Raw genomic sequence first — 23,997 nt, forward strand, 5'->3', positions numbered from 1 at the left:
GCGTCAATGCGCCGGGTGGCTGAAGTTTTCCACTTTTTCAAATGCGGCGCGCAGCACCTCCGGCGTCAGGGCGATCGGCAGGGCGTGGATCGACTCTACCGGGCGCAGGGTGTGGGCGATCACCCGGTCCAGCGCCTCGCGATTATGGATGTCAACCTCCAGCTCACGCAAGGTGGTGGGCAGGTTAAAGCGCTGGTAGGCCGCGACCAGCTCGCGCAGCACCTCGTCCTGGCCGAGCAGGGCGCTCTGCACCAGGATCCCGTATGCCACCTTGGTGCCGTGGAGGAATGGCGCGGTCTGCGGCAGCACCGTTAAGCCGTTATGCACCGCATGCGCTGCCGCCACGCGGGTGTAGCGCTCCCCGAGCCCGCCGACCATGCCGCCACCGGCGATAATGGCATCCACCACGTCATGAAACTCACGCGTCACCTCGCGCCGCGTCTGGTCCGCTAACGCCTGCTCGCTGTGCGCCAGCAGCACGTCGCGGATCGCCAGCGCCCCGTTAATGCCGAGCCTCACCGTCAGCGGGAGGTGTTCGGGCTCTGGAGCCAGCACCACCGCTTCATACCATTTCGCCAGCGTGTCGCCGATCCCCGCCAGCAGGTACTCTGCCGGGGCGTTGAGGACGATCTCGGGCTCGACGAGCACCAGATAGTTGGCATCGTCAAAGATCTCAAAATGGAGCGCCTGCCCGGCGTCGTTGTACCACACCGACAGCGGGGTCCATGCCGCGCAGGTGGCCGCGATGGTGGGAATAGCCACCAGCGGCAGACCCAGACGGCGGGCCATTGCTTTAGCGGTATCCAGCAGCGCGCCGCCGCCGACGCCAATCACCACGCTGCGATCCGCGCCGGAGGCTTCTGCAAGCTGATTCACATCGCGCTTGCTGCAGTGGCCTTTAAAGAGCAGCCGTTTTGCTCCGGCAGCGTCAAAACTGTCCGGCAGGAACGGTCGGGCCCCGGCCAGGGCGCGTTCACCGTAGATCCATACCGCCCGGGAGAGTTGCTCCGGGGTAAAAAAATCGTCCAGGCGAGCCAGAGCGCCGCGGTGGGAGTAGTAGTTTGCCGGGCCGGGAACGACGCGGATGTCAGTGTTGCTCATGAGGGTTTCCTTTTTGCGAAGCGCTAACCTGATGTTATGTCTGGACATCCGGATGGCTAATACTATTTTGCTTTATCTTATGCTTTTTCCGTCGTTGCCAGCCAGCCAGTGCTGTGAAAAATTCTATAAATCAAAAGATTAATACAGGATTGCAGCGGATGATAACCAGTCGCCTCGAGATGCGCGGCATCAGCCTGGCTTTTTCTGGCTTTCAGGCGTTGTCGCAGGTGGATTTCACCCTGACGGGCGGATCGGTGCACGCGCTCACGGGCGCGAACGGCGCCGGGAAATCCACGCTGATGGCGGTGCTGTGCGGGACGCACGCCCACTATACGGGCGAAATCAGCATCAACAATCAGCCCGTCATCATTCGTGAGCCGGTGGAGGCCAAACAGCTGGGTATCCACCTGGTGCAGCAGGAGGTGGACGTGGCGCTGATCCCCGGCCTCAGCATCGCAGAAAACATCATGCTCGACCATCTGGCGCAGCCGGGACACCGCTTTCGCTGGGGCGCGATGCGGGAGCAGGCCCGGCAGGCGCTGGCGCAGCTCGACGTCTCCCTCGACGTGCGACGTTCCATCGACAGTTGCACCCTGGCAGAAAAGCAGCAGATCCTGCTGGCGCGGGCGCTCTCCCATCACTGCCGCTTTCTTATTCTCGACGAACCTACCGCGCCGCTGGATGCCCACGAAAGCGAGCGGCTGTTCACGGTTGTGCGCCGCCTGCAACAGCAGGGGATCGGGGTGGTCTTTATCTCCCACCGCATCCATGAGCTGAAGGCGATCTGCGACACCTTAACGGTGCTGCGCGACGGCAAGCTGATTGAGTCCGGCCCGATGGCGAATCTCAGTGGGGAGGCGATTGTCGAGAAGATGCTCGGCCATGCGCTGACCGATATCTACCCCCCTGCGCGACCAAAGCACAGCGCCGAAACGCTGCTGCGGGTGGAAGGGCTGCACGACGAAGGGCTGCTGAAGGATATCTCCCTGCATCTGCGTAAGGGGGAGATTCTCGGTATCGCCGGGCTGGCGGGGGCCGGAAAAACCGAGCTCTGCAAGGCGCTCTTTGGCGCGACCAAAAGCCAGGTGGCGAAGGGCGAGCTGAACCAGCAGCCGTGGACGCCGCGCGACCCGGCAGACTCCGTGCTGCGCGGGCTGGCGCTGGTGCCGGAGGAGCGGCGTAAAGAGGGCATTTTTATCGATGAGCCGGTGAGCATGAACCTGGCTGTGTCAGCGGATAACTCCTTTTCACGCTGGAGCCTGTTTGGTCATCGCCAGGCGTGGCGCTGGGCCGAAGAGGTGATCGCCCGGGTGGGTGTGCGCACCCGCGGGCCAGGGCAGGTACTGCGCCGTCTGTCGGGCGGCAACCAGCAAAAGGTGGCGATTGGCAAGTGGCTGCGCGGTAACGCCCAGGTGCTGATCTTCGACGAGCCCACCAAAGGGGTGGACGTGAAGGCCAAAACCGATCTGTTCCAGCTTATTGACGGCCTGGCGCGGGAAGGTAAAGGGGTGATTTACGCCTCGGGCGAGTTCGCCGAACTGGTGGGGCTGTGTGACCGCATCTGCGTGCTGTGGGACGGGCGCATTGTGGCGGAAGTGGACGGGGCAAGCGCCCGGGAAGAGACATTACTTTATTATTCAACCGGAGGAACGGCGTCGTGAGCAAGGCCCTTTCAGTCAACGAGGCGGTGTCTGGCCGTCAGCACATTTTCGATTTTCTCTATAAATGGGGCATGTTGCTGACGGTGGTCGCGCTGGTGGCCATTTTCGGCCTGGCGTCGGAGAACTTCCTCGACCCCAACAACATCATCAACATTCTGCGCTCCATTGCCATCGTGACGGTGATTGCCGTCGGGGTCTCCATCTCGCTGACCATCGGCGGGTTTGACCTCTCGGTGGGCTCGACGGCGTCACTGGCGAATGCGCTGGTGATCTCGCTCTTCGTCTGGCACGGCTTCGGCACCACCGAATCGATTCTCATCACTCTGGCGCTCTGCACCCTGGTGGGGCTGTTTAACGCCTTTTTAATCGTCATTCTGCGCATTCCCGACATGCTCGCTACTCTTGCCAGCCTGTTTGTGATCCAGGGGGTGGCGATGACCTACAGCTACGGCGGGTCGATCACCGAGAACATGGTCCTGCCGAGCGGCGACATGGCGGAGGGGACTATTCCGGCGACGTTTGGCGCGCTGGGGCAGGTGCCAACCATCGTCATTATCATGCTGGCGGTGACGCTGCTGGCGCAGCTGGGGCTGTCGCTCACCACCCACGGTCGCCGGATGTACGCCATTGGCGGTAACCCGGAGGCGGCGCGCTTATCCGGGATCCGCACCACCCGCTACAAGGTGGCGGCCTATGTGATCGCCTCGCTGCTGGCGGGGCTGGGCGGGATTCTGCTCGCCTCGCGCATTGGCTCCTCGCAGGTGAATGCCGGCGGCGGCTATCTGATGGATGCGGTGGCGGCGGCGTGGATCGGCTTTTCGCTGGCGGGCTCCGGTAAACCGAACGCGCTGGGCACCCTGGTGGGGGCGGTGATCCTCGGGGTGCTCTCCAACGGGCTGGTGATGCTCTCGGTACCCTATTACGCCATGGACATTATAAAAGGGCTGGTGCTTGCGGTGGCACTGGCGATGACGTACGTACAAAAACGCTAACAACACAACGGGATAACAGAATGAAAAAAGTTGCACTCTCTTTGCTGACGCTGGGATTACTGAGTTCACTGCCGGGCTATGCGGCGACCCCTGCGCCGGTGCCGGCGGCGATTGCCAACCATGACGGGCAGATCCGCATCGCGGTGATCCGCAACCTCGGCTCCGACGACAACACCACCCAGTTTGTGGCCGGGGCGATTCAGGAAGGGAAAAAGCTCGGCTTTAAGGTCAGCACCTTTTTAAGCAACGGCGACGATGCCAAATTCCAGGACTTCGTTAACCAGGCCATCAGCCAGAAGTATGACGGGATTATTCTCTCTCAGGGGCGTGACCCGTACTCCACCGCGCTGGTGAAAAAGGCGGTGGATGCCGGGATCAAGGTGGCGGTGTTTGATACTGCGGTGAACGGCGAGATCCCGGGCGTGACGGTGACCCAGCAGGATGACGCCTCCCTGACCAACCTCTCGTTCGGCCAACTGGTGAAGGATTTCAACGGCAAGGCTAACATCATCAAGCTATGGGTGGCGGGCTTCCCGCCGATGGAGCGCCGTCAGACCGCTTACCAGGCGTTGCTGAAGGCGAACCCGGGCATTAAAGAGCTGGAGTCCATCGGGGCGGTATCGTCCGATGTGCAGGGCGACACCGCCAACAAGGTGGGCGCGGTGCTGGCGAAATACCCGAAAGGCAAGATCGACGCCATCTGGGGCACCTGGGATGCCTTCAGCCAGGGCGCTTATAAAGCGCTGAAAGAGAATGGCCGCACCGAGATCAAACTCTACAGCATCGATATCTCCAACCAGGATCTGCAGCTGATGCGCGAAGCGGGCAGCCCGTGGGTGGTGAGCGTGGCGGTCGATCCGAAGCTGATTGGCGCGACGAACGTGCGTCTGATCGCCAATAAAATTGCCGGAGAAGCGACGCCTGCGACCTATGACTTTAAAGCCGCGGCTATTCCGCAGGCGCTGCTGTCGGCCCAGCCGGGTGCGGTGAACGTGGCCTCTTTAGGCAAAATCATTCCAGGCTGGGGCCAGACCGACGATTTTATCGCCCCGTGGTTCGCGACGCTGGAAGCGAAGGCTAAATAAACTTTGCCGGGTGGCGGCTGCGCCTTACCCGGCCTACGGACAGTAGGCCCGGTAAGCGCAGCGCCACCGGGCAACAGGAGGTTGTGTGACCGCATTACCCACCCCCGAATACAGCCGCAATATGCGCTTAATCGGCCACAGCGACCAGGGCGGACGCCCGGACGGCGTGCAGCTGATGGTGCATCGCGGCTTCGCCTATATTGGGCATATGGTGTCGCAGGGCTTTTCCATCGTCGACGTGCGCGATCCAAAGAACCCGAAGGCGGCGGGCTATGTGCCTGCGCCGCCGGGCACCTGGAACGTGCATCTGCAGGCCCATGACGATCTGCTGCTGGTGATCAACGCCCGGGATCTGTTTGCCGATGCCCGCTTTGCTGACGAAAAGGTCTACTACACCCGCCAGGTGGGGGAGACGGTCAGCGACGTGCAGGACAAAGGCTGGAGCGCCGGGCTGCGCATCTTTGATATCTCCACTCCGGATAAGCCGCGGGAAATCAGCTTCCTGTCGCTAAGCGGCATCGGCATTCACCGCATCTGGTACGTGGGCGGGCGCTGGGCCTACGTCTCGGCGCTGATCGACGGCTTTACCGATTACATTTTCCTGACCATCGATCTGGCGGACCCGCGCAAACCCGAAGTGGCGGGGCGCTGGTGGCTGCCGGGGATGAACCAGGCGGCAGGGGAGACCCCCAACTGGCCGGAAGGCAAACGCTACGCCCTGCATCACGCCATCATCGCCGGGGATACCGCCTACGGCAGCTGGCGCGACGGCGGCCTGACCCTGCTGGATGTAAAGGATCGCAGCCAGCCGAAATTGATCAGCCATCGCAACTGGAGCCCGCCGTTTGGTGGCGGCACCCACACCGCGCTGCCGCTGCCGGACCGGGATCTGCTGGTGGTGCTGGATGAAGCGGTGCTCGACAATCAGGAGGATGGGGAGAAGCTGATCTGGCTGTTTGATATTCGCGAGCCATCGAACCCGGTCAGCATCGCGACCTTCCCGCAGCCAAACGAGCGGGATTATGTGGCGAAAGGGGCGCATTTCGGGCCGCACAATTTACATGAGAACCGCCCCGGGAGCTTTGTCAGCTCAACGCTGATTTTTGCCACCTACCAGAACGCCGGGGTGCGCGCCTATGATATCTCCGATCCCTACCGTCCGGTGGAAACCGGCGCGCTGGTGCCTGCCGCACCGGAGAAAATGATGGATACGCGACCCAACCGCCCGCAGGTGATCCAGTCCTGCGATCTGTTTGTCGATGCCCAGGGGATTATCTACAGCACCGACTACAACGGCGGGCTGTCGGTAATTGAGTATTTAGGTTGAGTTTTTGCCGGGTGGCGGCATCGCCTTACCGGGCCTACATTCGAATCGTAGGCCCGGTAAGCGTTAGCGCCACCGGGCAAACAGACCGCACCTAACTGTACTGACGCACCCGCGCCACCAGCTCATCCACGCTGTCGATACGGTCGGCAATGACGATTAACGCTTTACCGAGCGTAATGGCGTGGCGCAGGCATTCGTGGCGCATCTCGTCATCACGGATGGTGTCGATATCCGCCACGTGTGACAGGCCCACGCTGCGGCGGATCAGCTCGGTGCCGCAGAAGCCAATCGCGTCGTGCCAGACCTTTTTCAGAAACGCGCTGGCATAACCCGGCACGCTGAGCGCCGCATCGCGGGATTTCTCCGTTGCCAGCGCCTGGAAACGTTCCGCGAAGGTATTCCAGAGTTCCTGGATATCGATCAGGCGCTGTTCACGCCCGGCCGCTGCATCCCGGATGCCAAGGTGGCCCGGCAGGCCGCAGAAGTTCAGCAGCAGGTTGCCGATGGCGGTGCCGATATCAAACCCAATCGGGCCGAAATAACCGAACTCGGCGTCAATGGCTTTCAGGCTGCCCTCGGCGACAAAAATCGAGCCGCTGTGAATGTCGCCGTGCAGCAGCGCTTCGGCCTGGGAGAAGAAGCGGTGTTTCAGGGCGGCGACGGCAATTTTCAGCTGGGCGTCGTCGCGCAGGGCGGCCACGTCGCTTTCCAGCGCCGCCGGGTAGTTGTTACGCGCGTGGATCTGGTACGGATCGTTGAAAAAGAGATCTTCGGTGATCTCGCACATCGCCGGGTTGAGGAACTTCGCCACCTGCGCTTTTTTGGTATGCGGGTGCAGGTAAAAATCGCTGGTGTGGAACAGGGCGTGAGCGAGGTACTCCCCCAGCTGACGTGCTGCCTGGGGGTAAAACACATTGTTAATCAGCTCCCCGCGCCAGATCTTATGGCTGGAGAGATCTTCCATCACCATCACCGCCAGATCCGGGTCGAAGTGGTGGATTTTGACCGTATGCTGCGGGCTGTGCTGATAGTGCTCCACCAGAGTTTGCGCTTCGAGGCGGGCGCGATCCAGCGTCAGCGGCCAGGATTCCCCCACGCAGCGCACGTAGGGCAGGGCCTGCTTTACGATGATGCGGCTGACGCCTGCGTTATCGAAAATTTTAAACACCAGATTGAGGTTACCGTCGCCTACCTCCTGCGCCTCTACCAGCGAGGCGGGATCGTCGAGGCCGCCAAACTGTTGGGCATACGCTACGGCGTCCTGAGCGGTAAAGGTATGGTATTGCGACATTGCCTGTTCCTCATCTGTTCCGGTAATAAAGACATTTAGACGTCTATACATCTGAATTTTATCCTGACACAATGTGCTACAACAACGCAACAGAGAATTAACGACATGCAGAGATTACAGACGACCAGCCTGCGGGTGACGGAAAATCAGCTATTTATTCTCGACCAACAGGCGCTTCCGCAGGAGAAACGCTGGCTGGATGCGACAACGGTAGAGGCGCTGGTGGGACATATTCACGCCCTGCGCGTGCGGGGCGCGCCGCTGATTGGGCTTTCTGCCAGCCTGCTGTTGGCGCTGCTGGCGGAAAACGGCCATAGCCGGGATGAACTGGCGGTGGCGCTGGAGACGCTGCGCGCCTCGCGTCCGACCGCGGTCAACCTGATGAACAATCTCGACCGTATGAAACAGGCGCTGTGGCAGGAGGATTTTGTCCCGGCGCTGGTGGCAGAGGCGCTGCGCCTGATCGACGAAGATAAGCAGCTCTGCGACGCGATTGCCCATGCAGGCAGCGCGCTGGTGAAGCCCGGCAGCCGCCTGCTCACCCATTGCAATACCGGTGGCCTGGCGACCGCCGGTGTGGGCACCGCGCTGGGGGTGATTGCCCTTGCCCATCAGCAGGGCAAGGTCAGCAACGTCTGGGTGGATGAGACCCGTCCGCTGTTGCAGGGCGGCAGGCTGACGGCCTGGGAGCTGGGTGAGCTGGGCGTGCCGTATAGTCTGATCACCGATTCAATGGCCGCCAGCCTGATGGCCAAAGGCCAGGTGGACGCGGTGTGGGTGGGGGCGGATCGCATTGCCGCTAACGGCGATGTGGCGAATAAAATCGGCACCTACTCCCTGGCGGTACTGGCGAAATTCCACGGTATTCCCTTCTATGTGGCCGCCCCGCAAACCACGCTCGATCCGAACTGCCCGAACGGTGAGGCGATCCCTATTGAACAGCGCGATGCCCGGGAAGTGACCGGCGTGGCGGGGAGCTTCGGTGCGGTGCAGTGGGCGCCCACTGACGCACAGGTCTATAACCCGGCGTTCGACGTCACGCCAGCGTCACTGATAAGTGGGTGGGTGCTGGATACGGGCGTGGTGCGGCCGGAAGAGGTGGCGAAGGGATTTTTTGGCAAGGGTGCGGTCTGAATAATGCCGGGTGGCGCTAACGCTTACCCGGCCTACAAACCATTTGTAGGTCCGTGCAAGCGCAGCGCCGCCGGGCAGGGCATGGTGCTACGGCAATCTCGGATAGCTATCTGCAATCGCATCCCCGGTAAACTGCGCCACCCAGCCTTCCGGGTTATCGAAAATCCGGATCGCGGTAAAGTTCGGCTCAGAGCCCATATCAAACCAGTGCGGCGTACCGGCGGGAACGGAGATCAGGTCGTTCTTCTCGCATAACACCTGACAGACCTGGTCGCCAATGTGCAGGCAGAACAGCCCGGCGCCTTCAACAAAGAAACGCACTTCATCTTCGCCGTGGGTGTGTTCATTGAGAAACTTCGCCCGCAGGGCCTCTTTTTGCGGGTTATCCGCGCGCAGGCTGATGACATCCCAGCTCTGGTAGCCCTTCTCCGCCACCAGCTTATCGATGGCGTGCTGGTAGGCATTAATCACCGTCTCCGGCGACGGATCGCGGCCCAGATCGCGGTCGGCTTCCCAGCGCTCAAAGCGGACGCCGCGGGCGTTCAGCTGCTGCTGGATCGCCTCAGCGTCGGTGCTGTGCCACTCCGGCTGGCTGGCTTCTTTATCTGAATAAATGGTCAATGCGCTCATGAAGGGATCTGCTCCGGATTGATGTCGTCAAACTGATGCACCTGATGGTGATGGCTGGCCCCGTCCTCATCGCCGCGAATCAGTTGCAGGGTGCGAAAACCGGCCTGTTCCGCGGCATCCAGCTCCTGATGAATATCCGACAGGAAGAGGATCTGCGAGGGGGCTGCGCCAATCTGGGCCGCAATATTCTGATAAGACGCTACCTCGCGCTTGGCACCTATGTGGGTATCAAAATAGCCGCTGAACAGATGAGTAATATCACCTTCGTCGCTGTAGCCAAATAACAGTTTCTGCGCCGCCACGGAGCCGGAGGAATAAACATAGAGATCAATGCCCTGCGCTTTCCATTTTTCGAGAGAGGGCAGAACGTCCGGATAGAGATGGCCGGTGAAGTCGCCGTTGACGTAACCCTCCCGCCAGATGATCCCCTGCAACGCTTTGAGCGCTGTCGATTTGCGATCGTCATCCATAAAGGTGAACAGGGTGTCAATCAGATCCCGGGTGCTGGCCTGCGGCTGGTCAATCTCTTCGCGCAGATTGTCCAGAATGGTGTTGACCGGTTCCGCATACTGCTGCGCATTAACAAACGCAGCCAGCCGCTCACGCGCATAAGGGAACAGGACATTATGGACAAAACGAATATCGCTGGTGGTGCCTTCAATATCCGTCACAATCGCGCGAATCATACTCTCTCCAGTTGTCGTAAACGCATCTCGCACTCGAACAGGAATTCGAGGCCTTCAAGGTGACGCCGGGCTTCGGCCACGTCGCGTCCCCAGCAGGTTAAGCCATGACCGCGCAGAAGAAAACCATAATTCAGCGGGCGCTCCCGGGCGTAATGGGCGATTCGCGAGGCCAGGGCGTCGATATCCTGGTCGTTATCAAACACGGCGATGGGCACCGTATCGAGGTGGCTGGTCTGGCCGCGGAGTGATTTCTGCATCTCAAAGCCGCTGAGGCGTAGCTCCGGCGTTTTCACCAGTCGGGAGAGCACCGTGGCGTTGACCGTATGCACATGCAGCACCGCGTTGGCCTCCGGGAAGAGGCGATAAATCAGAGTATGCAGGCCAGTTTCTGCGGAAGGCTTACGCCCGGAGGGGGCGCGGTTGGTGGCAATCTCAACCTGCAGGAAATCCGCGGGCGTCAGGCTGCCTTTGTCTTTACCGGATTCGCTGAGCCAGCACCAGGTCTCATCCTGCCGCACGGACATATTGCCCCCGGTGGCGGGTGCCCATCCCTTTGCGCCGATCCAGTGGCAGGCATCCACCAGGGCTGTGAGTCGCAGGTCGTCTGTCATCTTCCTTCTTACCTCTTCGGCAGGAATATCATTATGGTTTAGACGTCTAAGCGTCTTGATTGCCAAATACTAACATCGTGTTATAGTGGCAGCAACATATGTATTACATACAGGTCCGTCGACATGCGTAATAACCCCTTGATTCCAGACAGCAAACTTCCGGCTCTCGGCACCACGATCTTCACGCAAATGAGCGCTCTGGCGCAGCAATACAACGCCATAAATCTGTCGCAGGGTTTTCCCGATTTCGATGGCCCGGACTACCTTCAGCAACGTCTGGCCTGGCATGTGGCGAACGGTGCGAACCAGTATGCGCCGATGACGGGGGCGCAACCGCTGCGCGAAGCGATTGCCGATAAAACCGCGGAACTGTATGGCTATCAACCGGATGCTAATAGCGACATCACCGTCACCGCCGGGGCGACTGAGGCCCTCTACGCCGCAATCACCGCCCTGGTGCGTACCGGCGACGAGGTCATCTGCTTTGACCCAAGCTACGACAGCTATGCCCCGGCGATTGCGTTATCGGGTGGGGTGGTAAAGCGCGTGGCGCTCCAGCCGCCGCACTTTCGCCCGGACTGGCAGGCCTTCGCGGCGCTGCTCAGTGAGAAAACCCGGCTGGTTATTTTGAACACGCCGCACAATCCCTCTGCGACGGTATGGCGGCAGGCGGATTTTGCCGTGCTCTGGCAGGCCATTGCGGAACGCGAAATCTATGTGCTGAGCGATGAAGTGTACGAGCATATCTGCTTTGCAGAGGCGGGGCATGCCAGCGTGCTTGCGCATCCGCAGCTGCGCGAGCGGGCCGTTGCCGTCTCCTCTTTTGGCAAAACGTTCCATATGACCGGCTGGAAAGTGGGGTACTGCGTGGCGCCTGCGGCGATCAGCGCCGAACTGCGTAAGGTGCATCAGTTCCTGACGTTTGCGGTCAATACCCCGGCACAGCTGGCAATTGCTGATATGCTGCGCCACCAGCCGGAACACTACCGTGAGCTGCCGGACTTTTATCGCGCCCGCCGGGATCGCTTTATCGGGGCGTTGAGTGAAAGTCGTCTGGAAATTCTGCCCTGCGAAGGGACCTATTTCCTGCTGGCGGACTACAGTGCAATCTCCGATCTGGATGACGTCAGTTTTTGCCAATGGTTAACCAAAGAGGTAGGGGTGGCGGCGATCCCGCTGTCGGTATTCTGTGCTGACCCGTTCCCGCATAAACTTATTTGCCTCTGTTTTGCCAAGCAGGAGACGACATTACTGGCGGCGGCAGAACAGCTGAACAAATTATAATAAAATAAATATAAATCAGTGGGTTCTAATACGCAGAATTATAAAATAATTTCTGCGTATTTATTTTGTAATAGTATTAACAGTGTGATTCAATTCCCATCAGACCTTGTTACTCATACTGAAAACCCTCGGCACTCACTTGCTCGACAAAAGTAGAGAATACGCTGCTATTTAATGCCGTGCGGTTATACAGCATATAAACATTCAGGGTGGGTAAGGTAAAAGGGACCTCAATTTTTTTCAGATTAAATGCCTCACGATACTGTTCATATACCGCCTCAGGCATAAAGCCGAGTAAGTTTGATGAACCTACCATCATAATCAGTGAAAAAAAGGAGTCACAGCGGAAAGCGATTTTCCTGTCCGGAAACGAGTTTTCTGCCTGCATCTGAAAGACTTTAACGCCCGGTTCATCACTCATAAAGAAAGTGTATTTTTTCTTACTCAGTTCTTCCTGAGTGGCAACCGAGCCGATGCGCGGGTGATCCTGACGACACACCGTCACCACGGGTAAATCGAGGTAGCGAGTGCAGACAATCGACCGGTTGGCTATCGGGGCGAAAGAGAAGACCAGGTCAGCTTTACGGTAGGCTAACAGGTCTTCCGCCGAGTCGGCCGCCAGCAGCATGTCGTGGTATTCAATTTCATAATTATGCTCACGCATCAACAGTTTCATCGACGCGATCAATGGGCCTCTCGTCATGACCTGCGGGCAGTAGATAACAAAGTTCTTCTTCAGCGCCGAGCCATGCATGATATTGATCGTCTGCTCGATACTATTCAGATTTTGTTCGAGATGCATATGTAAATTGACCCCCACCGTCGTCGGGGAGATGCCTTTACCGGAGCGGATAAACAGCGGATCGTTCAGCTGATTACGTAATCGTTGCAGTGACTGGCTCACCGCAGAGGGGGTAATAAATAGCGTTTCTGCTGCTTTGCTGATACTGAGATGCTGGTAAATGCACTCAAAAATCACCAACAGATTAAGGTCAAATTTTTTCAAATCGTAAAGGTTAGCCATGATTCGTCCTGAGTAAGCTCTCTGAATGGCATTATCATATAAATAATAACTATAGAAGTAAGTTTGCCATTCATCATCCATTTGATCGGATAACTTAAGATAATTTAAATTTCAACTTAATATATCATGGCTGCAAATTAATTAAATAAAGGCCGAACAATTATTATAGTAATTTTCACCATAAAAAGGCGGGCAAAAGCGTTGCTATTACGCTGCCAGTCAGGTATTAAGGCTTACTCATCATCCTATTAAGCTGTTCCTTATTCGCCAGGCTGGCCACCTGCTGTAATTCATTCTGGCTATTCGTATAACAGCGCGCCAGCGTGGCCGCTGCGCCTGGCTTATCCATGATCCCCTATAAAATCACTCGCAAAGCGCGGGTTCGGTAAAACCTATCACAGCCATAGGTATTATTACCCTGTCAGCGAATTGCCCTTTCGTTGAGGGGGTGGTGTAATCCCCTTTGCTGTCACGGCCTGACTAAAGGTCATGTAGAGCGCAACACATCGCCAGCTTCGGCTGGCACTGATGTTACCCCCGGGTAGCTCAGGTATCAGGGCCGCCGTCAAGGCGGCCTTTTTACTTTTTTAGTTCACGCAGTTTCTTGTGAAAGGTTGTTAGGTATCGCTGATTGATTTGATAATGCAAACGCATTAGCCCGGATCGGCAAAGTTCGGTACCTTACACCTCAACGAAAACACGGAGGAAGTACAGATGTCTTTAATTAATACCAAAATCAAACCTTTCAAAAACCAGGCGTTCAAAAACGGTGAATTCATCGAAGTTACCGAGAAAGATACCGAAGGTCGCTGGAGCGTCTTCTTCTTCTATCCAGCTGACTTCACCTTCGTCTGCCCGACTGAACTGGGTGACGTTGCTGACCACTACAGCGAGTTCCAGAAGCTGGGCGTAGATATCTACTCTGTCTCTACTGACACCCACTTCACGCACAAAGCATGGCACAGCAGCTCTGAAACCATCGCGAAAATCAAATATGCGATGATCGGCGACCCAACTGGCGCCCTGACCCGTAACTTTGACAACATGCGTGAAGATCAGGGTCTGGCAGACCGTGGTACCTTCATCGTTGACCCGCAGGGCATCATCCAGGCGGTAGAAGTTACAGCTGAAGGCATCGGCCGTGACGCATCTGACCTGCTGCGTAAAGTGAAAGCGGCTCAGTACGTTGCTTCTCACCCAGGCGAAGTTTGCCCGGCGAAATGGAAAGAAGGCGACGCGACTCTGGCTCCGTCCCTGGACCTGGTTGGCAAAATCTAAATTTCCGTCGTATTTCGCGCCATAGCGGCGTTGGCGTCGCCTGCTCACCCCGGTCACTTACTTATGTAAGCTCCCGGGGACTCACAGGCTAGCCGCCTTGCTCTGACGCGAACCACTTTGGAGATTCGTTTGCAACGCCCGGCGGCGCTGCGCTTGCACAGGCCTACAAAACGCAGGCCGGGTAAACGAAGTGCCACCCGGCATTCAATGGGCGCATCCGCGCCCATTTCATTCCAGCACCATGATGCAAGTTGCACTCAGGCAGCCAGGATTAGGCCGCTTGCATGATGATGTTTTTTAAGCAGGAGATAAAGAATGCTCGACACAAATATGAAAACCCAGCTCAAAGCCTACCTTGAGAAGCTGACCAAACCTGTTGAGCTGATTGCCACGCTGGATGACAGCGCTAAATCGGCAGAAATCAAGGAACTGCTGGCGGAGATCGCCGACCTGTCCGAAAAGGTCACTTTTAAGGAAGACAACACCCTTGCGGTGCGTAAACCCTCTTTCCTGATCACCAACCCAGGTTCGACCCAGGGGCCGCGCTTTGCCGGTTCTCCGCTGGGACATGAATTTACCTCACTGGTACTGGCCCTGCTGTGGACCGGTGGTCATCCGTCGAAGGAAGCGCAGGCATTACTTGAGCAGATCCGCGACCTGGATGGTGATTTTGAATTCGAAACCTACTACTCGCTCTCCTGCCATAACTGCCCGGACGTGGTGCAGGCGCTGAACCTGATGGCGGTGCTGAACCCGCGCATCAAACACACCGCCATTGACGGCGGGGTGTTCCAGAACGAAATCACCGATCGTAACGTGATGGGTGTTCCGGCGGTGTTTGTGAACGGTAAAGAGTTCGGTCAGGGTCGTATGACGCTGGCTGAAATCGTCGCTAAAGTGGATACCGGCGCGGAAAAACGTGCAGCAGAAGAGCTGAACAAGCGTGATGCCTATGACGTGCTGATTGTCGGTTCCGGCCCGGCGGGTGCGGCGGCTGCGGTTTACTCTGCCCGTAAAGGTATTCGCACCGGTCTGATGGGCGAACGCTTTGGCGGCCAGGTACTGGATACGGTGGATATTGAAAACTATATCTCCGTGCCTAAAACCGAAGGTCAGAAACTGGCTGGCGCCCTGAAAGCGCACGTCAGCGAATATGAAGTGGATGTGATCGACAGCCAGAGCGCCAGCAAACTGGTGCCGGCAGCGCAGGAAGGCGGTTTCCACCAGATTGAAACGGCATCTGGTGCCGTGCTGAAAGCGCGCAGCGTGATCATTGCTACCGGTGCCAAATGGCGCAACATGAACGTGCCTGGCGAAGAACAGTATCGCACCAAAGGGGTAACCTACTGCCCGCACTGCGACGGCCCGCTCTTCAAAGGCAAACGCGTGGCGGTAATTGGTGGCGGTAACTCCGGTGTGGAAGCGGCCATCGACCTCGCCGGTATCGTGGAGCACGTTACGCTGCTGGAGTTCGCGCCAGAGATGAAAGCCGATCAGGTCCTGCAGGATAAAGTGCGCAGCCTGAACAACGTCGACATCATCCTGAACGCGCAGACCACCGAAGTGACAGGCGATGGCAGTAAAGTGACCGGCCTTGAGTACCGCGACCGCGTGAGCGGCGACGTACACAGCGTTCAGCTTTCGGGGATCTTTGTGCAGATTGGTCTGCTGCCGAACACCACCTGGCTGGAAGGCGCCATTGAGCGTAACCGCATGGGCGAGATCATCATCGACGCCAAGTGTGAGACCAGCGTGAAGGGCGTATTTGCGGCGGGCGACTGCACCACCGTACCGTACAAACAGATCATCATCGCCACCGGCGAAGGGGCGAAAGCGTCACTGAGCGCCTTTGATCATCTGATTCGTACCAAAACAGCATAAGAACGTAAGACAACACCTGCACTGTAAAGAGGCTACCCTGGGGTAGCCTCTTTTTTTATCTCACGACCAGCACTGGCACAAAGGCGTGGCGGATGACGCTGGAGGCGTTCGACCCCAGCAGATGGGTGGAGATTGACGGGTTACGCGACCCGATCACCACAATATCGGCCTTCAGCTCGCTGGCCATCTCATTCACGACGTCACGCACGTGACCAAAACAGACATGGGTTCTGAGACGTGAGGAGTCGATGCTGAAGTGGCCGATCATGGTCTGCAGCCGGGCTTGTGCTTCTTTTTCGATATGCTCTTCAAAGCGGCGCATATCGGCGGCAAAGCGATGCAATCCGAAGGTGGACGAGCCCGGTAAAACATGCAGTAAGTGAATAATACCATCCTGCTGCGCCAGGAATTCAGCGTGGCGAATCGCCTTGTCGCTCAATTCCATCTCAAAAACATCCACCGGCATAATAATCGTCTGGTACATACCCGTTTCTCCCTGTTTATTTACGCTTATTCCATTCAAACACAAAATATAAGCAAATTCTGATAGCTGGCAGGCATTTTTTAATATCGTCGCGCTTGTAGGCCAGGAATAATCCCAAAGCCGTGCAATTTCCCGGTATATCCCCGCTGATGGCTACCCTTTTAAGGTAAACCCGCATTTTTTCTCTGAATCCGGAGGTCGAATGAAAGCATTGACGTATCATGGCCCACATAACGTTAAGGTTGAAACGGTACCCGATCCGGCCATCGAGCAAGCTGACGATATTATCCTGCGCATCACCGCCACCGCGATCTGCGGTTCTGATCTGCATCTCTATCATGGGAAGATCCCGAAGGTGGAACATGGCGATATCTTCGGCCATGAGTTTATGGGGGAAGTGGTGGAGACCGGCCGAGAGGTGAAAAATCTCGCTAAGGGCGATCGGGTAGTGATCCCCTTTGTGATTGCCTGCGGCGACTGCTTTTTCTGCCGCCTGCAACATTATGCCGCCTGTGAAAATACCAACAGCGGGCGCGGCGCCTCCCTGAATAAAAAACAGATCCCACCTCCGGCTGCGCTTTTTGGCTATAGCCATCTTTACGGTGGTGTGCCCGGCGGCCAGGCGGAATATGTCCGCGTGCCAAAAGGCAACGTCGGCCCCTTTAAGGTGCCGCCGCTGCTGTCAGATGATAAGGCCCTGTTCATGTCGGACATCCTGCCCACTGCCTGGCAGGCCGCCAAAAATGCCCAGATCACTCAGGGCAGCAGCGTCGCGGTATTTGGCGCCGGGCCAGTAGGCCTCCTGACCGTTGCCTGCGCACGTTACCTCGGGGCCGAGCAGATTTTTATCGTCGATCATCACGACTACCGACTGCGCTTCGCCCAGGATCGTTACGGCGCGATCCCGATTAACTTTGATCGCGACGACGATGCCGCAGAAAAAATCATTGATCAGACCCGGGGTCAGCGTGGGGTGGATGCTGTTATCGATGCGGTAGGTTTTGAGGCGAAAGGGAGCACCACGGAAACGGTGCTGACCAACCTCAAGCTCGAGGGCAGCAGCGGTAAAGCCCTGCGGCAGTGTATTGCTGCTGTACGGCGCGGTGGGATCGTCAGCGTGCCGGGCGTCTATGCCGGCTTTATTCATGGTTTCCTGTTTGGCGATGCCTTTGACAAAGGGCTCACCTTTAAAATGGGGCAGACTGACGTTCATGCCTGGCTGGGTGAACTGTTGCCGCTGATCGAGCAGGGGCTGCTCACGCCTGAAGAGATCGTCACCCATTATATGCCGTTTGAAGAGGCGGCTCGCGGATATGAGATCTTTGATAAGCGTCAGGAAGAGTGCCGGAAAATTATTCTGGTGCCTGGTGCACAAAGCGCGGAAGTGGCAAAAGAGCGGGTCACGGGGCTGGTCAACCCTATGCCTGGCGGCGTGATCTGATAGCGGAAGGCCGGAAAGAGGATGCCCGGGCATCCTCTGGGTTAAGCGCGTAAACGCTTATTCAGATGGGCTTAGCGCAGGTATTCGCCTGCTGCTTCAGGCTGCCAGAGCAGTTCCAGCACCTCCAGATGCGTGGCGGTACCGCCTGGCAGTTCCCAATGGATAGTGTCGCCGGTACGCAGGCCAATCAACGCGGCCCCCACCGGTGCCAGGACCGACAGTTGCGTGCTGCTGTCGGTCATCTGCGCCGGGTAGACCAGCGTGCGGGTACGCACTTCGCCAGTGGTCAAATCGCGGAATTTCACCTGGCTGTTCATAGTGACCACGTCAGACGGCATGTCCTGCGGGGCACACATCTGGGCACGATCCAGTTCAGCGTTCAGGGCATCTGCGACGGGTAGCGATGCAAAGGCCGGTTGCTCCAGCAGGCGGTCGATACGTTCAGCATCGAGTTCGTTAATGATAATGGTGGGTCTGGACATTATTTACTCCATGTCGTTAATGCTGCGACAACCGCAGAAGATGCCAAAAGAAAACCCTCGCCATCCGGTAGCGAGGGTTTAACGATGACTGATAATACTGAGTCTGCGCCCGGGTTTGAAGTGATGGCTGTCACATTCATGGCGTGGATTGAGTTCCGGACTGTCATCTGCCTCGATAGTATGAATTTTGTACGAAAAACGTGATCGTTTGTCGATTTGGATTATCCTTTTTATGCGCCCTTACAAAGTAAGCGCCGCTGATAAGCATCGATAAACGACACATATTCATTCTTCATTTCATACGGATTGCGTTACGCTGATCCTCTTGGGGCAGGGGGATGAGCGAAGCGTAATCCGTGCCTGCCGGTTTACATTCCAAACCTGTTCAGAGAGCGCTATGTACTTTTATCAACCTTCCCAGGGACACGGCCTGCCGCACGATCCACTTAACGCCATTGTTGGCCCACGTCCGATTGGCTGGATTGCCTCGTGCGATCCTGAAGGACGCCCCAATCTGGCGCCCTACAGCTTCTTCAACTGTTTTAATTACCATCCGCCCATCATCGGTTTTGCCAGCACTGGCTGGAAGGACAGCGTTCGCAATATTGTCGAGACCGGGGAGTTTGTCTGGAATCTCACCACCCGTGAGCTGGCCAGCGCCATGAATGAGACCTCTGCCAGCCTCGCGCACGGGGAGGATGAATTTTTACGTGCCGGGCTGACTAAAGCGGAGAGCCAGCTGGTGAAGGTGCCGCGCGTCGCCGAAAGCCCGGTCAATTTCGAGTGCCGCCTGTCCCAGTGTATCCAGCTGACCGCTGCCAGCGGCGCTCCGGTCGATACCTGGCTGGTGCTGGGGGAAGTGGTGGGAGTCCACATTGACGAAAACCTGCTGCAGGACGGAATCTATCAGACGGCGAAAGCCCAGCCGGTGCTGCGCGCCGGTGGCCCGACGGCGTACTTCGCCATTAGCGAGGATCAACGCTTTGACCTGGTCCGCCCGGACGCGCGAAAAGGGTAAGATCTCAGTAACCGATTTTGTCGATCACAAACTGTTTGCCACAGTTGCCCGGATGCGGCTGTGGCACAAATGAGGAGGTTGCCAGCGGGGCGTTGATGCTGGCCGCGGTGAGGGAAAGCTGTACTTCCGTGAGATAGGCCGGATTACCGCTGCAGCTGAGCTTGACGGCTTTCACCGTTGTCGGCCCCCAGCTTCTGGCGACGGCGGCGTCAAAGGCGCTGCGGGTGACGGTTTTGCCGTAGTTGGCCGCGAGGAACTGCCCCAGCGGGCTGGCTTTGACTTCCTGGTTCATGCGCACCATGGTGCCGAAATAGGCGTCGGGATCGAACCCAAAGCAGACGCCGTGTTTGGCATATTCGTAACGTTCGAGGCAGGAGTTGCCGCCTGCGCCGGGCATCACCTCATTTAGCTTCGCGGCACCGGTCAGCGACAGGCCGGTCTCGGCGGCGTCGCATTTACGGCTGGCTTTTGCCTCCGGCATATTGGGAATGGGGCGGGTGGCGCAGCCATAGCGCATCCAGCGGCGATCGTCGACGCCGCGAGCGGCGATAGATTTCGGCAAGCCCGGCCACAGGCCGTGAACGGTGAGGATCGTCGTTTTGTCGTTACGCTCTTTTTGCAGGCGGCACTCATCTGGCGCTGCGCGGTTGCGGTCATGCAGGCTCTGGCAAAAACCAGATTGCCATGAGAGCGCCAGCACGTAGCGATCGAAATCCGCATATTGCGTCGCCTGAAGCGGGGCGGCCTGCGCCGGGAAAGCGCACAGCGCAACTGCGGTTACGCTGACAGGCAAAACGAAATCCTTTCTGAACATATCAATTCCTGATGGTTGAAGGCAAAATATTGCTGGAGATTATTAAAGCACAAAAAGCGCCCGCAGGCGCTTTATGCTATGGCGTGGCTTAGCCCACGGCGGTGCCAGGCACGAGTACTTCCGTGGCAATAATCACAATCACCAGCCCCACCAGCACCGGAACAGAGGTGCGTTTTACCACTTCGAACGGCGAAATCTTCGCCATCCCGGCAACGGCGACCACCACACCGGAAACCGGGGAGATGGTGCGGCCCAGGTTGGAGGCCTGCAGCATCGGAATGGTGAGATAGGCCGGGTTAATACCGGACGAGTGCGCCAGTTTCGGGATCATCTCCACGAAGGCGTAAAAGGGCGCATTACCGGAGCCGGTGGTCATCGCCGCCAGCATGGTCAGGACAACCAGCACCATCATCAGGATGATACTCGCCGAACCAAACGAGGTGGCGATGGAGATCAGGCTCTGGATAAAGCCGATAGTGCTCAGCCCCTGGGCAAAGACCCCGGCCGCCACCAGTAGCATCACTACCCCGGCGAAAGCATCCGCCATGCCGCGATAGGCCACTTCCAGGCCGCTAAAGACCTTCTGAGTATTGAAGCCGCGAACAAATTCCAGCAGCGCGGCAATCAGCATGCAGAGCACCAGAATGGTGATGATATGCAGTTCCGGACCCCATTTGCCGTCGAAAATCAGCACGCCGACGATGGGCGTAAACGGCAGAATCGCATAGAAGGAGGGGGCGGTGGTGGTGATTTCGCTGACGTCGAGGCGTTCGTGCGAGATGTTCTCTTTATTATCGAGGTAGCGCTGCCAGAAGAAGTGCGCAATTGCCATGCCGATAATGGCGGCAATAGAGATCGGCAGGGTGGTTTTAAAGGCGAAATCGATCAGCGGCATCTCGGCGGCTTTAGCGGCCAGTACCACGTCACCGGAGGTGGGGGAGAGAATAATCGCTGCCGGGGAGGCACAGATGGCTGCCGCCGCACCGCGACTGATCCCCACGTTGACCATTACCGGGAACAGGGTCGCCATCAACAGTACCCCGAGGCCCGTCGCTGACGACACGGCCAGTGACATCAGGCAGGCGACAAAATAGGCGGCAATCATCAGCAGGTAAGGGGAGTTGATATAGCTCAGCGGCTTTGAGGCCAGCTTTACGACCATATCATTGGCGCCGATGTGGGTCATATAGGCGGCAAAGCCGCAGAGCATCATGATCATCATCCCCAGATCGCCACCGCGGCTCATCAGCAGGATTTTGAAATATTCAATGATGTCGGTTGCGGTGTAACCGGTGCTGGTGGCACTGGACGGCAGCACCTGGTGACCCATCAGGGCACTGACAATCAACAGAGCCAGACCGCCGACAAAGAGCACCCCGGTAGCGGAGTAACCTTTAATGATGTAGCGTGCGACGCCGACAATGACAACCACCCCGATCAGGAGCTCGATAAACGTTAGCATGGTTTCCTCTGTTTCCCGACGCCCCCAGAGCGAAGGATAAAGTAGCAATGAAAATAAGGTGACAAAATGTGCCGAAATAATGGCCCGGTCTCGCTGACTAAAATCAATAAATCGGCGACTAAAGCGTCGTTGTTGCCGATTTTCTGCTGCAGCGCTATGTATCTTCGCTGGTTGGTCCTGGTTCGCGTGTCGACGCGCGATCACCACACTCCTTAAACCCGCCTCTGGCGTCTCTCTGCTGTAGAAAGAAACCCGATACATTCAGATAATCAAATTTCAATACGCTTTAACCGTCACTTCGCGGATAATATTTTACCGCTCGGATCGCTCTTAAAATATATTTAAGATGGGCTTATGCGGATAAAAATATTACCTTTTTAGCCGTTATTTCAATGCGGATAAATATCCGGCAAAGGCGTCCTGGCGCGATGCGTGTTGCCAGCCTGAGGAGTGGGTGGTTGGCGGGTTTCTCGACGGTATAGGAGCCCCGCAACACCGCTGCGATAGGGGGTAAGCTATTCGTGTGCTATATAAGCTATTGCATCATCATTAATTTTTCTTAAAAGCATCTTAATATTTTGCGGTAAGCCATTTTTTATCAGGACAATTCTTATCTGCTGCGCTGAATAATTAAGATAAACGCCAATGTCGTCATGTTTCCATTCCGCTATTCTGTGCGAGAAGACGCGGTGAATATGAAAATGGTAATTTGATTGTGACGTTTTTTAATAAATCTTTCCTTATTTTTTCTTTTATTTTTGCTCAGTTACCTTTTTCAACTGCGGCAATGGCTAAAGATGTGCCTACTCTCAGGGACTGGGTCAAAACGATCCACAACGATATGGTTGAAACCTGGGAGGCGTCCCAGCATTACGATCTCTATGTCCCCGCCATCACCTGGCATGCCCGCTTTGCCTACGATAAAGAGAAGACCGATCGCTATAACGAACGTCCGTGGGGCGCGGGAGCGGGCCAGTCGCGCTGGGATGAAAAAGGTAACTGGCATGGACTTTATGCCATGGCGTTTAAAGACTCTTACAATAAATGGGAGCCGATTGCGGGCTACGGCTGGGAGAAAACCTGGCGGCCGCTGGCCGATGACAACCTCCATCTGGGGCTCGGGTTTACTGCTGCAGTGACGGCGCGCGATAACTGGAATTACATCCCCGTTCCGGTGCTCTTACCGCTGGCTTCTGTGGGATATGGTCCGGCAACCTTCCAGATGACCTACATCCCCGGTACCTATAACAACGGCAACGTTTACTTCGCCTGGATGCGGTTTCAGTTTTAACTGAAAAAACTTTACACGCTGGTGATTTAATAGCCAGTTATTGAATAGTAAAGGATAAAAATTGGGCAGGAAAAATTAACGCGACTTTTGTCACTTTTCTTCAAAAAGCCACTGGACAAAACCGCTAACAATTGTTGTACTGATACCCGACACAGCATTTGTGTCCAATTTTCATGTAAAGGTAATTTTGATGTCTAAGATTAAAGGTAACGTTAAGTGGTTTAATGAGTCCAAAGGATTCGGTTTCATTACTCCGGAAGATGGCAGCAAAGACGTGTTCGTACACTTCTCTGCAATCCAGAGCAATGGTTTCAAAACTCTGGCTGAAGGTCAGCGCGTTGAGTTTGAAATCACTAACGGTGCCAAAGGCCCTTCTGCTGCTAACGTAATCGCTCTGTAATTCAGACGAGACAGCAAGAATTTCAAAACCCGCTCACCGAGCGGGTTTTTTTCGTTTTCAGCTCAGCTAAACATGTACAGTTTCAGAAAGCTGGCGATAATCAGTATGCCCAGCATCACCGCCCCTGCGCTTGCCATTTTCTCTTTCATTCCCACGCCCTCTCAGTCAACTGCCTCAAGGGTGCCTGAGAAAAATTAAGCCAACATTAAGGGCCGTGGTTTTAGTGCGCGTTAATTGCAGAAACTAACCAAAATGCGAGCGCGGTCATCATTAGCGAGCCCAGCAGATTGACCGCGACGTTCAGCAGCGCCCAGGCGGCGCGGCCATCCTGTAACAGGAACACCACTTCCGCCGAGAAGGTTGAGAACGTGGTCAGCCCGCCGCAGAAGCCGGTGGTGATCAATAATTTCCACACCGGATCGATGTGGGTCATCCTGTTGAACCACGCCAGCCCCAGGCCAATAATAAAGGCACCCGTGAGATTCGCTGCCAGCGTGCCGAACGGGATTTGCTGATGCAGCGGATTAAATCGCATGCTCAACAGCCAGCGCGCCACGCTTCCTGTGCCCCCACCGATAAAAACGGCTAAAAGTAGTTGAAACACGAACAATACCTGCTGT

The 23,997-nt window shown here is 56.8% G+C and carries 23 protein-coding genes; 12 read left to right on the forward strand and 11 right to left on the reverse strand.

Features of this window, described 5'->3' with window-relative positions:
* Positions 1 to 3: 3 nt before the first annotated feature.
* Positions 4 to 1,101: an oxidoreductase gene (locus GNG29_RS06095; protein WP_156654078.1), complete on the reverse strand. Its 1,098-nt coding sequence runs from the start codon at positions 1,099 to 1,101 to the stop codon at positions 4 to 6.
* Between the two features lie 158 nt (positions 1,102 to 1,259).
* Between GNG29_RS06095 and GNG29_RS06100 the strand changes: the two genes are divergently transcribed.
* From GNG29_RS06100 to GNG29_RS06115, 4 genes are all read left to right on the forward strand, one after another.
* The gene (locus tag GNG29_RS06100; RefSeq protein WP_103178638.1) at positions 1,260 to 2,762 is read left to right on the forward strand and encodes a sugar ABC transporter ATP-binding protein; all 1,503 of its coding nucleotides are present in this window, start codon (positions 1,260 to 1,262) and stop codon (positions 2,760 to 2,762) included.
* On the forward strand, positions 2,759 to 3,754 hold the full coding sequence (locus GNG29_RS06105; RefSeq protein ID WP_156654079.1) for an ABC transporter permease: 996 nt from the start codon (positions 2,759 to 2,761) through the stop codon (positions 3,752 to 3,754). Before GNG29_RS06100 ends, GNG29_RS06105 begins: the two co-directional genes overlap by 4 nt.
* A gap of 20 nt (positions 3,755 to 3,774) precedes the next feature.
* Positions 3,775 to 4,839, forward strand: a complete 1,065-nt coding sequence (locus tag GNG29_RS06110) for a sugar ABC transporter substrate-binding protein (RefSeq protein ID WP_156654080.1) — start codon at positions 3,775 to 3,777, stop codon at positions 4,837 to 4,839.
* Between the two features lie 85 nt (positions 4,840 to 4,924).
* Positions 4,925 to 6,166: an LVIVD repeat-containing protein gene (locus GNG29_RS06115; protein WP_103178641.1), complete on the forward strand. Its 1,242-nt coding sequence runs from the start codon at positions 4,925 to 4,927 to the stop codon at positions 6,164 to 6,166.
* A gap of 91 nt (positions 6,167 to 6,257) precedes the next feature.
* On the opposite strand, the gene mtnK is transcribed toward GNG29_RS06115, so the two are convergent.
* Positions 6,258 to 7,457 (reverse strand): S-methyl-5-thioribose kinase, encoded by a 1,200-nt coding sequence (mtnK, locus tag GNG29_RS06120; protein WP_156654081.1) that lies wholly within the window; start codon positions 7,455 to 7,457, stop codon positions 6,258 to 6,260.
* A gap of 105 nt (positions 7,458 to 7,562) precedes the next feature.
* Here mtnK and mtnA point away from each other — a divergent pair, with 105 nt between their 5' ends.
* Complete coding sequence (gene mtnA / locus GNG29_RS06125) at positions 7,563 to 8,591, forward strand: S-methyl-5-thioribose-1-phosphate isomerase (RefSeq protein ID WP_103178643.1); 1,029 nt, start codon at positions 7,563 to 7,565, stop codon at positions 8,589 to 8,591.
* An 87-nt stretch (positions 8,592 to 8,678) separates the two neighbouring features.
* Here mtnA and GNG29_RS06130 read toward each other — a convergent pair whose 3' ends face one another.
* Genes GNG29_RS06130 through GNG29_RS06140 form a run of 3 tightly spaced genes read right to left on the reverse strand, consistent with a single transcriptional unit; the run spans position 8,679 to position 10,518 of the window.
* A complete protein-coding gene (locus tag GNG29_RS06130; protein ID WP_156654082.1) occupies positions 8,679 to 9,221 on the reverse strand; it encodes an acireductone dioxygenase in 543 nt (180 codons plus the stop codon).
* A complete protein-coding gene (mtnC, locus tag GNG29_RS06135) occupies positions 9,218 to 9,907 on the reverse strand; it encodes an acireductone synthase (protein ID WP_156654083.1) in 690 nt (229 codons plus the stop codon). The genes GNG29_RS06130 and mtnC overlap by 4 nt, the downstream gene beginning before the upstream one ends.
* A complete protein-coding gene (locus GNG29_RS06140; protein ID WP_156654084.1) occupies positions 9,904 to 10,518 on the reverse strand; it encodes a methylthioribulose 1-phosphate dehydratase in 615 nt (204 codons plus the stop codon). Before GNG29_RS06140 ends, mtnC begins: the two co-directional genes overlap by 4 nt.
* 123 nt (positions 10,519 to 10,641) lie before the next feature.
* On the opposite strand from GNG29_RS06140, the gene GNG29_RS06145 reads away from it, so the two are divergent.
* A complete protein-coding gene (locus tag GNG29_RS06145) occupies positions 10,642 to 11,802 on the forward strand; it encodes a pyridoxal phosphate-dependent aminotransferase (protein WP_156654085.1) in 1,161 nt (386 codons plus the stop codon).
* A 109-nt stretch (positions 11,803 to 11,911) separates the two neighbouring features.
* Here GNG29_RS06145 and citR read toward each other — a convergent pair whose 3' ends face one another.
* Complete coding sequence (citR, locus tag GNG29_RS06150) at positions 11,912 to 12,826, reverse strand: DNA-binding transcriptional repressor CitR (RefSeq protein ID WP_156655440.1); 915 nt, start codon at positions 12,824 to 12,826, stop codon at positions 11,912 to 11,914.
* A 714-nt stretch (positions 12,827 to 13,540) separates the two neighbouring features.
* Between citR and ahpC the strand changes: the two genes are divergently transcribed.
* The gene (gene ahpC, locus GNG29_RS06155) at positions 13,541 to 14,104 is read left to right on the forward strand and encodes an alkyl hydroperoxide reductase subunit C (RefSeq protein WP_103178649.1); all 564 of its coding nucleotides are present in this window, start codon (positions 13,541 to 13,543) and stop codon (positions 14,102 to 14,104) included.
* Positions 14,105 to 14,419: 315 nt separating this feature from the next.
* Complete coding sequence (gene ahpF, locus GNG29_RS06160; RefSeq protein WP_103178650.1) at positions 14,420 to 15,985, forward strand: alkyl hydroperoxide reductase subunit F; 1,566 nt, start codon at positions 14,420 to 14,422, stop codon at positions 15,983 to 15,985.
* A 55-nt stretch (positions 15,986 to 16,040) separates the two neighbouring features.
* On the opposite strand, the gene uspG is transcribed toward ahpF, so the two are convergent.
* A complete protein-coding gene (gene uspG, locus GNG29_RS06165) occupies positions 16,041 to 16,469 on the reverse strand; it encodes a universal stress protein UspG (protein ID WP_103178651.1) in 429 nt (142 codons plus the stop codon).
* Positions 16,470 to 16,671: 202 nt separating this feature from the next.
* Here uspG and GNG29_RS06170 point away from each other — a divergent pair, with 202 nt between their 5' ends.
* Complete coding sequence (locus GNG29_RS06170) at positions 16,672 to 17,910, forward strand: zinc-dependent alcohol dehydrogenase (protein ID WP_156654086.1); 1,239 nt, start codon at positions 16,672 to 16,674, stop codon at positions 17,908 to 17,910.
* 71 nt (positions 17,911 to 17,981) lie between these two features.
* Here GNG29_RS06170 and rnk read toward each other — a convergent pair whose 3' ends face one another.
* Positions 17,982 to 18,392 carry a nucleoside diphosphate kinase regulator gene (gene rnk, locus GNG29_RS06175; RefSeq protein WP_103178653.1) on the reverse strand — a complete coding sequence of 137 codons (411 nt, stop codon included), beginning with the start codon at positions 18,390 to 18,392 and terminating at the stop codon, positions 17,982 to 17,984.
* Between the two features lie 397 nt (positions 18,393 to 18,789).
* On the opposite strand from rnk, the gene GNG29_RS06180 reads away from it, so the two are divergent.
* On the forward strand, positions 18,790 to 19,410 hold the full coding sequence (locus tag GNG29_RS06180) for a flavin reductase family protein (protein WP_156654087.1): 621 nt from the start codon (positions 18,790 to 18,792) through the stop codon (positions 19,408 to 19,410).
* 4 nt (positions 19,411 to 19,414) lie between these two features.
* Here GNG29_RS06180 and rna read toward each other — a convergent pair whose 3' ends face one another.
* Positions 19,415 to 20,224, reverse strand: coding sequence for a ribonuclease I (gene rna / locus GNG29_RS06185; protein WP_156654088.1), 810 nt, complete (start codon positions 20,222 to 20,224; stop codon positions 19,415 to 19,417).
* A gap of 88 nt (positions 20,225 to 20,312) precedes the next feature.
* Positions 20,313 to 21,686, reverse strand: coding sequence for an anaerobic C4-dicarboxylate transporter DcuC (dcuC, locus tag GNG29_RS06190; protein ID WP_156654089.1), 1,374 nt, complete (start codon positions 21,684 to 21,686; stop codon positions 20,313 to 20,315).
* 715 nt (positions 21,687 to 22,401) lie between these two features.
* Here dcuC and pagP point away from each other — a divergent pair.
* The gene (gene pagP / locus GNG29_RS06195; RefSeq protein WP_259935565.1) at positions 22,402 to 22,977 is read left to right on the forward strand and encodes a lipid IV(A) palmitoyltransferase PagP; all 576 of its coding nucleotides are present in this window, start codon (positions 22,402 to 22,404) and stop codon (positions 22,975 to 22,977) included.
* Positions 22,978 to 23,167: 190 nt separating this feature from the next.
* Positions 23,168 to 23,377: a transcription antiterminator/RNA stability regulator CspE gene (gene cspE / locus GNG29_RS06200; RefSeq protein ID WP_002439184.1), complete on the forward strand. Its 210-nt coding sequence runs from the start codon at positions 23,168 to 23,170 to the stop codon at positions 23,375 to 23,377.
* Between the two features lie 220 nt (positions 23,378 to 23,597).
* Here cspE and crcB read toward each other — a convergent pair whose 3' ends face one another.
* Positions 23,598 to 23,981, reverse strand: coding sequence for a fluoride efflux transporter CrcB (crcB, locus tag GNG29_RS06205; RefSeq protein ID WP_103178657.1), 384 nt, complete (start codon positions 23,979 to 23,981; stop codon positions 23,598 to 23,600).
* Positions 23,982 to 23,997 lie beyond the last annotated feature (16 nt).

Source organism: Leclercia sp. Colony189, from assembly GCF_009740165.1.
Classification (GTDB): Bacteria; Pseudomonadota; Gammaproteobacteria; order Enterobacterales; family Enterobacteriaceae; genus Enterobacter.

Coding starts and splice junctions, on each gene's coding strand:
- uspG (WP_103178651.1), bottom strand. CDS start 16,469: ATGTACCAGACGATTATTATGCCGGTGGATGTTTTTGAGATGGAATTG.
- GNG29_RS06170 (WP_156654086.1), top strand. CDS start 16,672: ATGAAAGCATTGACGTATCATGGCCCACATAACGTTAAGGTTGAAACG.
- GNG29_RS06180 (WP_156654087.1), top strand. CDS start 18,790: ATGTACTTTTATCAACCTTCCCAGGGACACGGCCTGCCGCACGATCCA.
- cspE (WP_002439184.1), top strand. CDS start 23,168: ATGTCTAAGATTAAAGGTAACGTTAAGTGGTTTAATGAGTCCAAAGGA.
- ahpF (WP_103178650.1), top strand. CDS start 14,420: ATGCTCGACACAAATATGAAAACCCAGCTCAAAGCCTACCTTGAGAAG.
- GNG29_RS06100 (WP_103178638.1), top strand. CDS start 1,260: ATGATAACCAGTCGCCTCGAGATGCGCGGCATCAGCCTGGCTTTTTCT.
- GNG29_RS06130 (WP_156654082.1), bottom strand. CDS start 9,221: ATGAGCGCATTGACCATTTATTCAGATAAAGAAGCCAGCCAGCCGGAG.
- rna (WP_156654088.1), bottom strand. CDS start 20,224: ATGTTCAGAAAGGATTTCGTTTTGCCTGTCAGCGTAACCGCAGTTGCG.
- ahpC (WP_103178649.1), top strand. CDS start 13,541: ATGTCTTTAATTAATACCAAAATCAAACCTTTCAAAAACCAGGCGTTC.
- GNG29_RS06140 (WP_156654084.1), bottom strand. CDS start 10,518: ATGACAGACGACCTGCGACTCACAGCCCTGGTGGATGCCTGCCACTGG.
- GNG29_RS06110 (WP_156654080.1), top strand. CDS start 3,775: ATGAAAAAAGTTGCACTCTCTTTGCTGACGCTGGGATTACTGAGTTCA.
- mtnC (WP_156654083.1), bottom strand. CDS start 9,907: ATGATTCGCGCGATTGTGACGGATATTGAAGGCACCACCAGCGATATT.
- GNG29_RS06145 (WP_156654085.1), top strand. CDS start 10,642: ATGCGTAATAACCCCTTGATTCCAGACAGCAAACTTCCGGCTCTCGGC.
- mtnA (WP_103178643.1), top strand. CDS start 7,563: ATGCAGAGATTACAGACGACCAGCCTGCGGGTGACGGAAAATCAGCTA.
- rnk (WP_103178653.1), bottom strand. CDS start 18,392: ATGTCCAGACCCACCATTATCATTAACGAACTCGATGCTGAACGTATC.
- dcuC (WP_156654089.1), bottom strand. CDS start 21,686: ATGCTAACGTTTATCGAGCTCCTGATCGGGGTGGTTGTCATTGTCGGC.
- mtnK (WP_156654081.1), bottom strand. CDS start 7,457: ATGTCGCAATACCATACCTTTACCGCTCAGGACGCCGTAGCGTATGCC.
- citR (WP_156655440.1), bottom strand. CDS start 12,826: ATGGCTAACCTTTACGATTTGAAAAAATTTGACCTTAATCTGTTGGTG.
- GNG29_RS06095 (WP_156654078.1), bottom strand. CDS start 1,101: ATGAGCAACACTGACATCCGCGTCGTTCCCGGCCCGGCAAACTACTAC.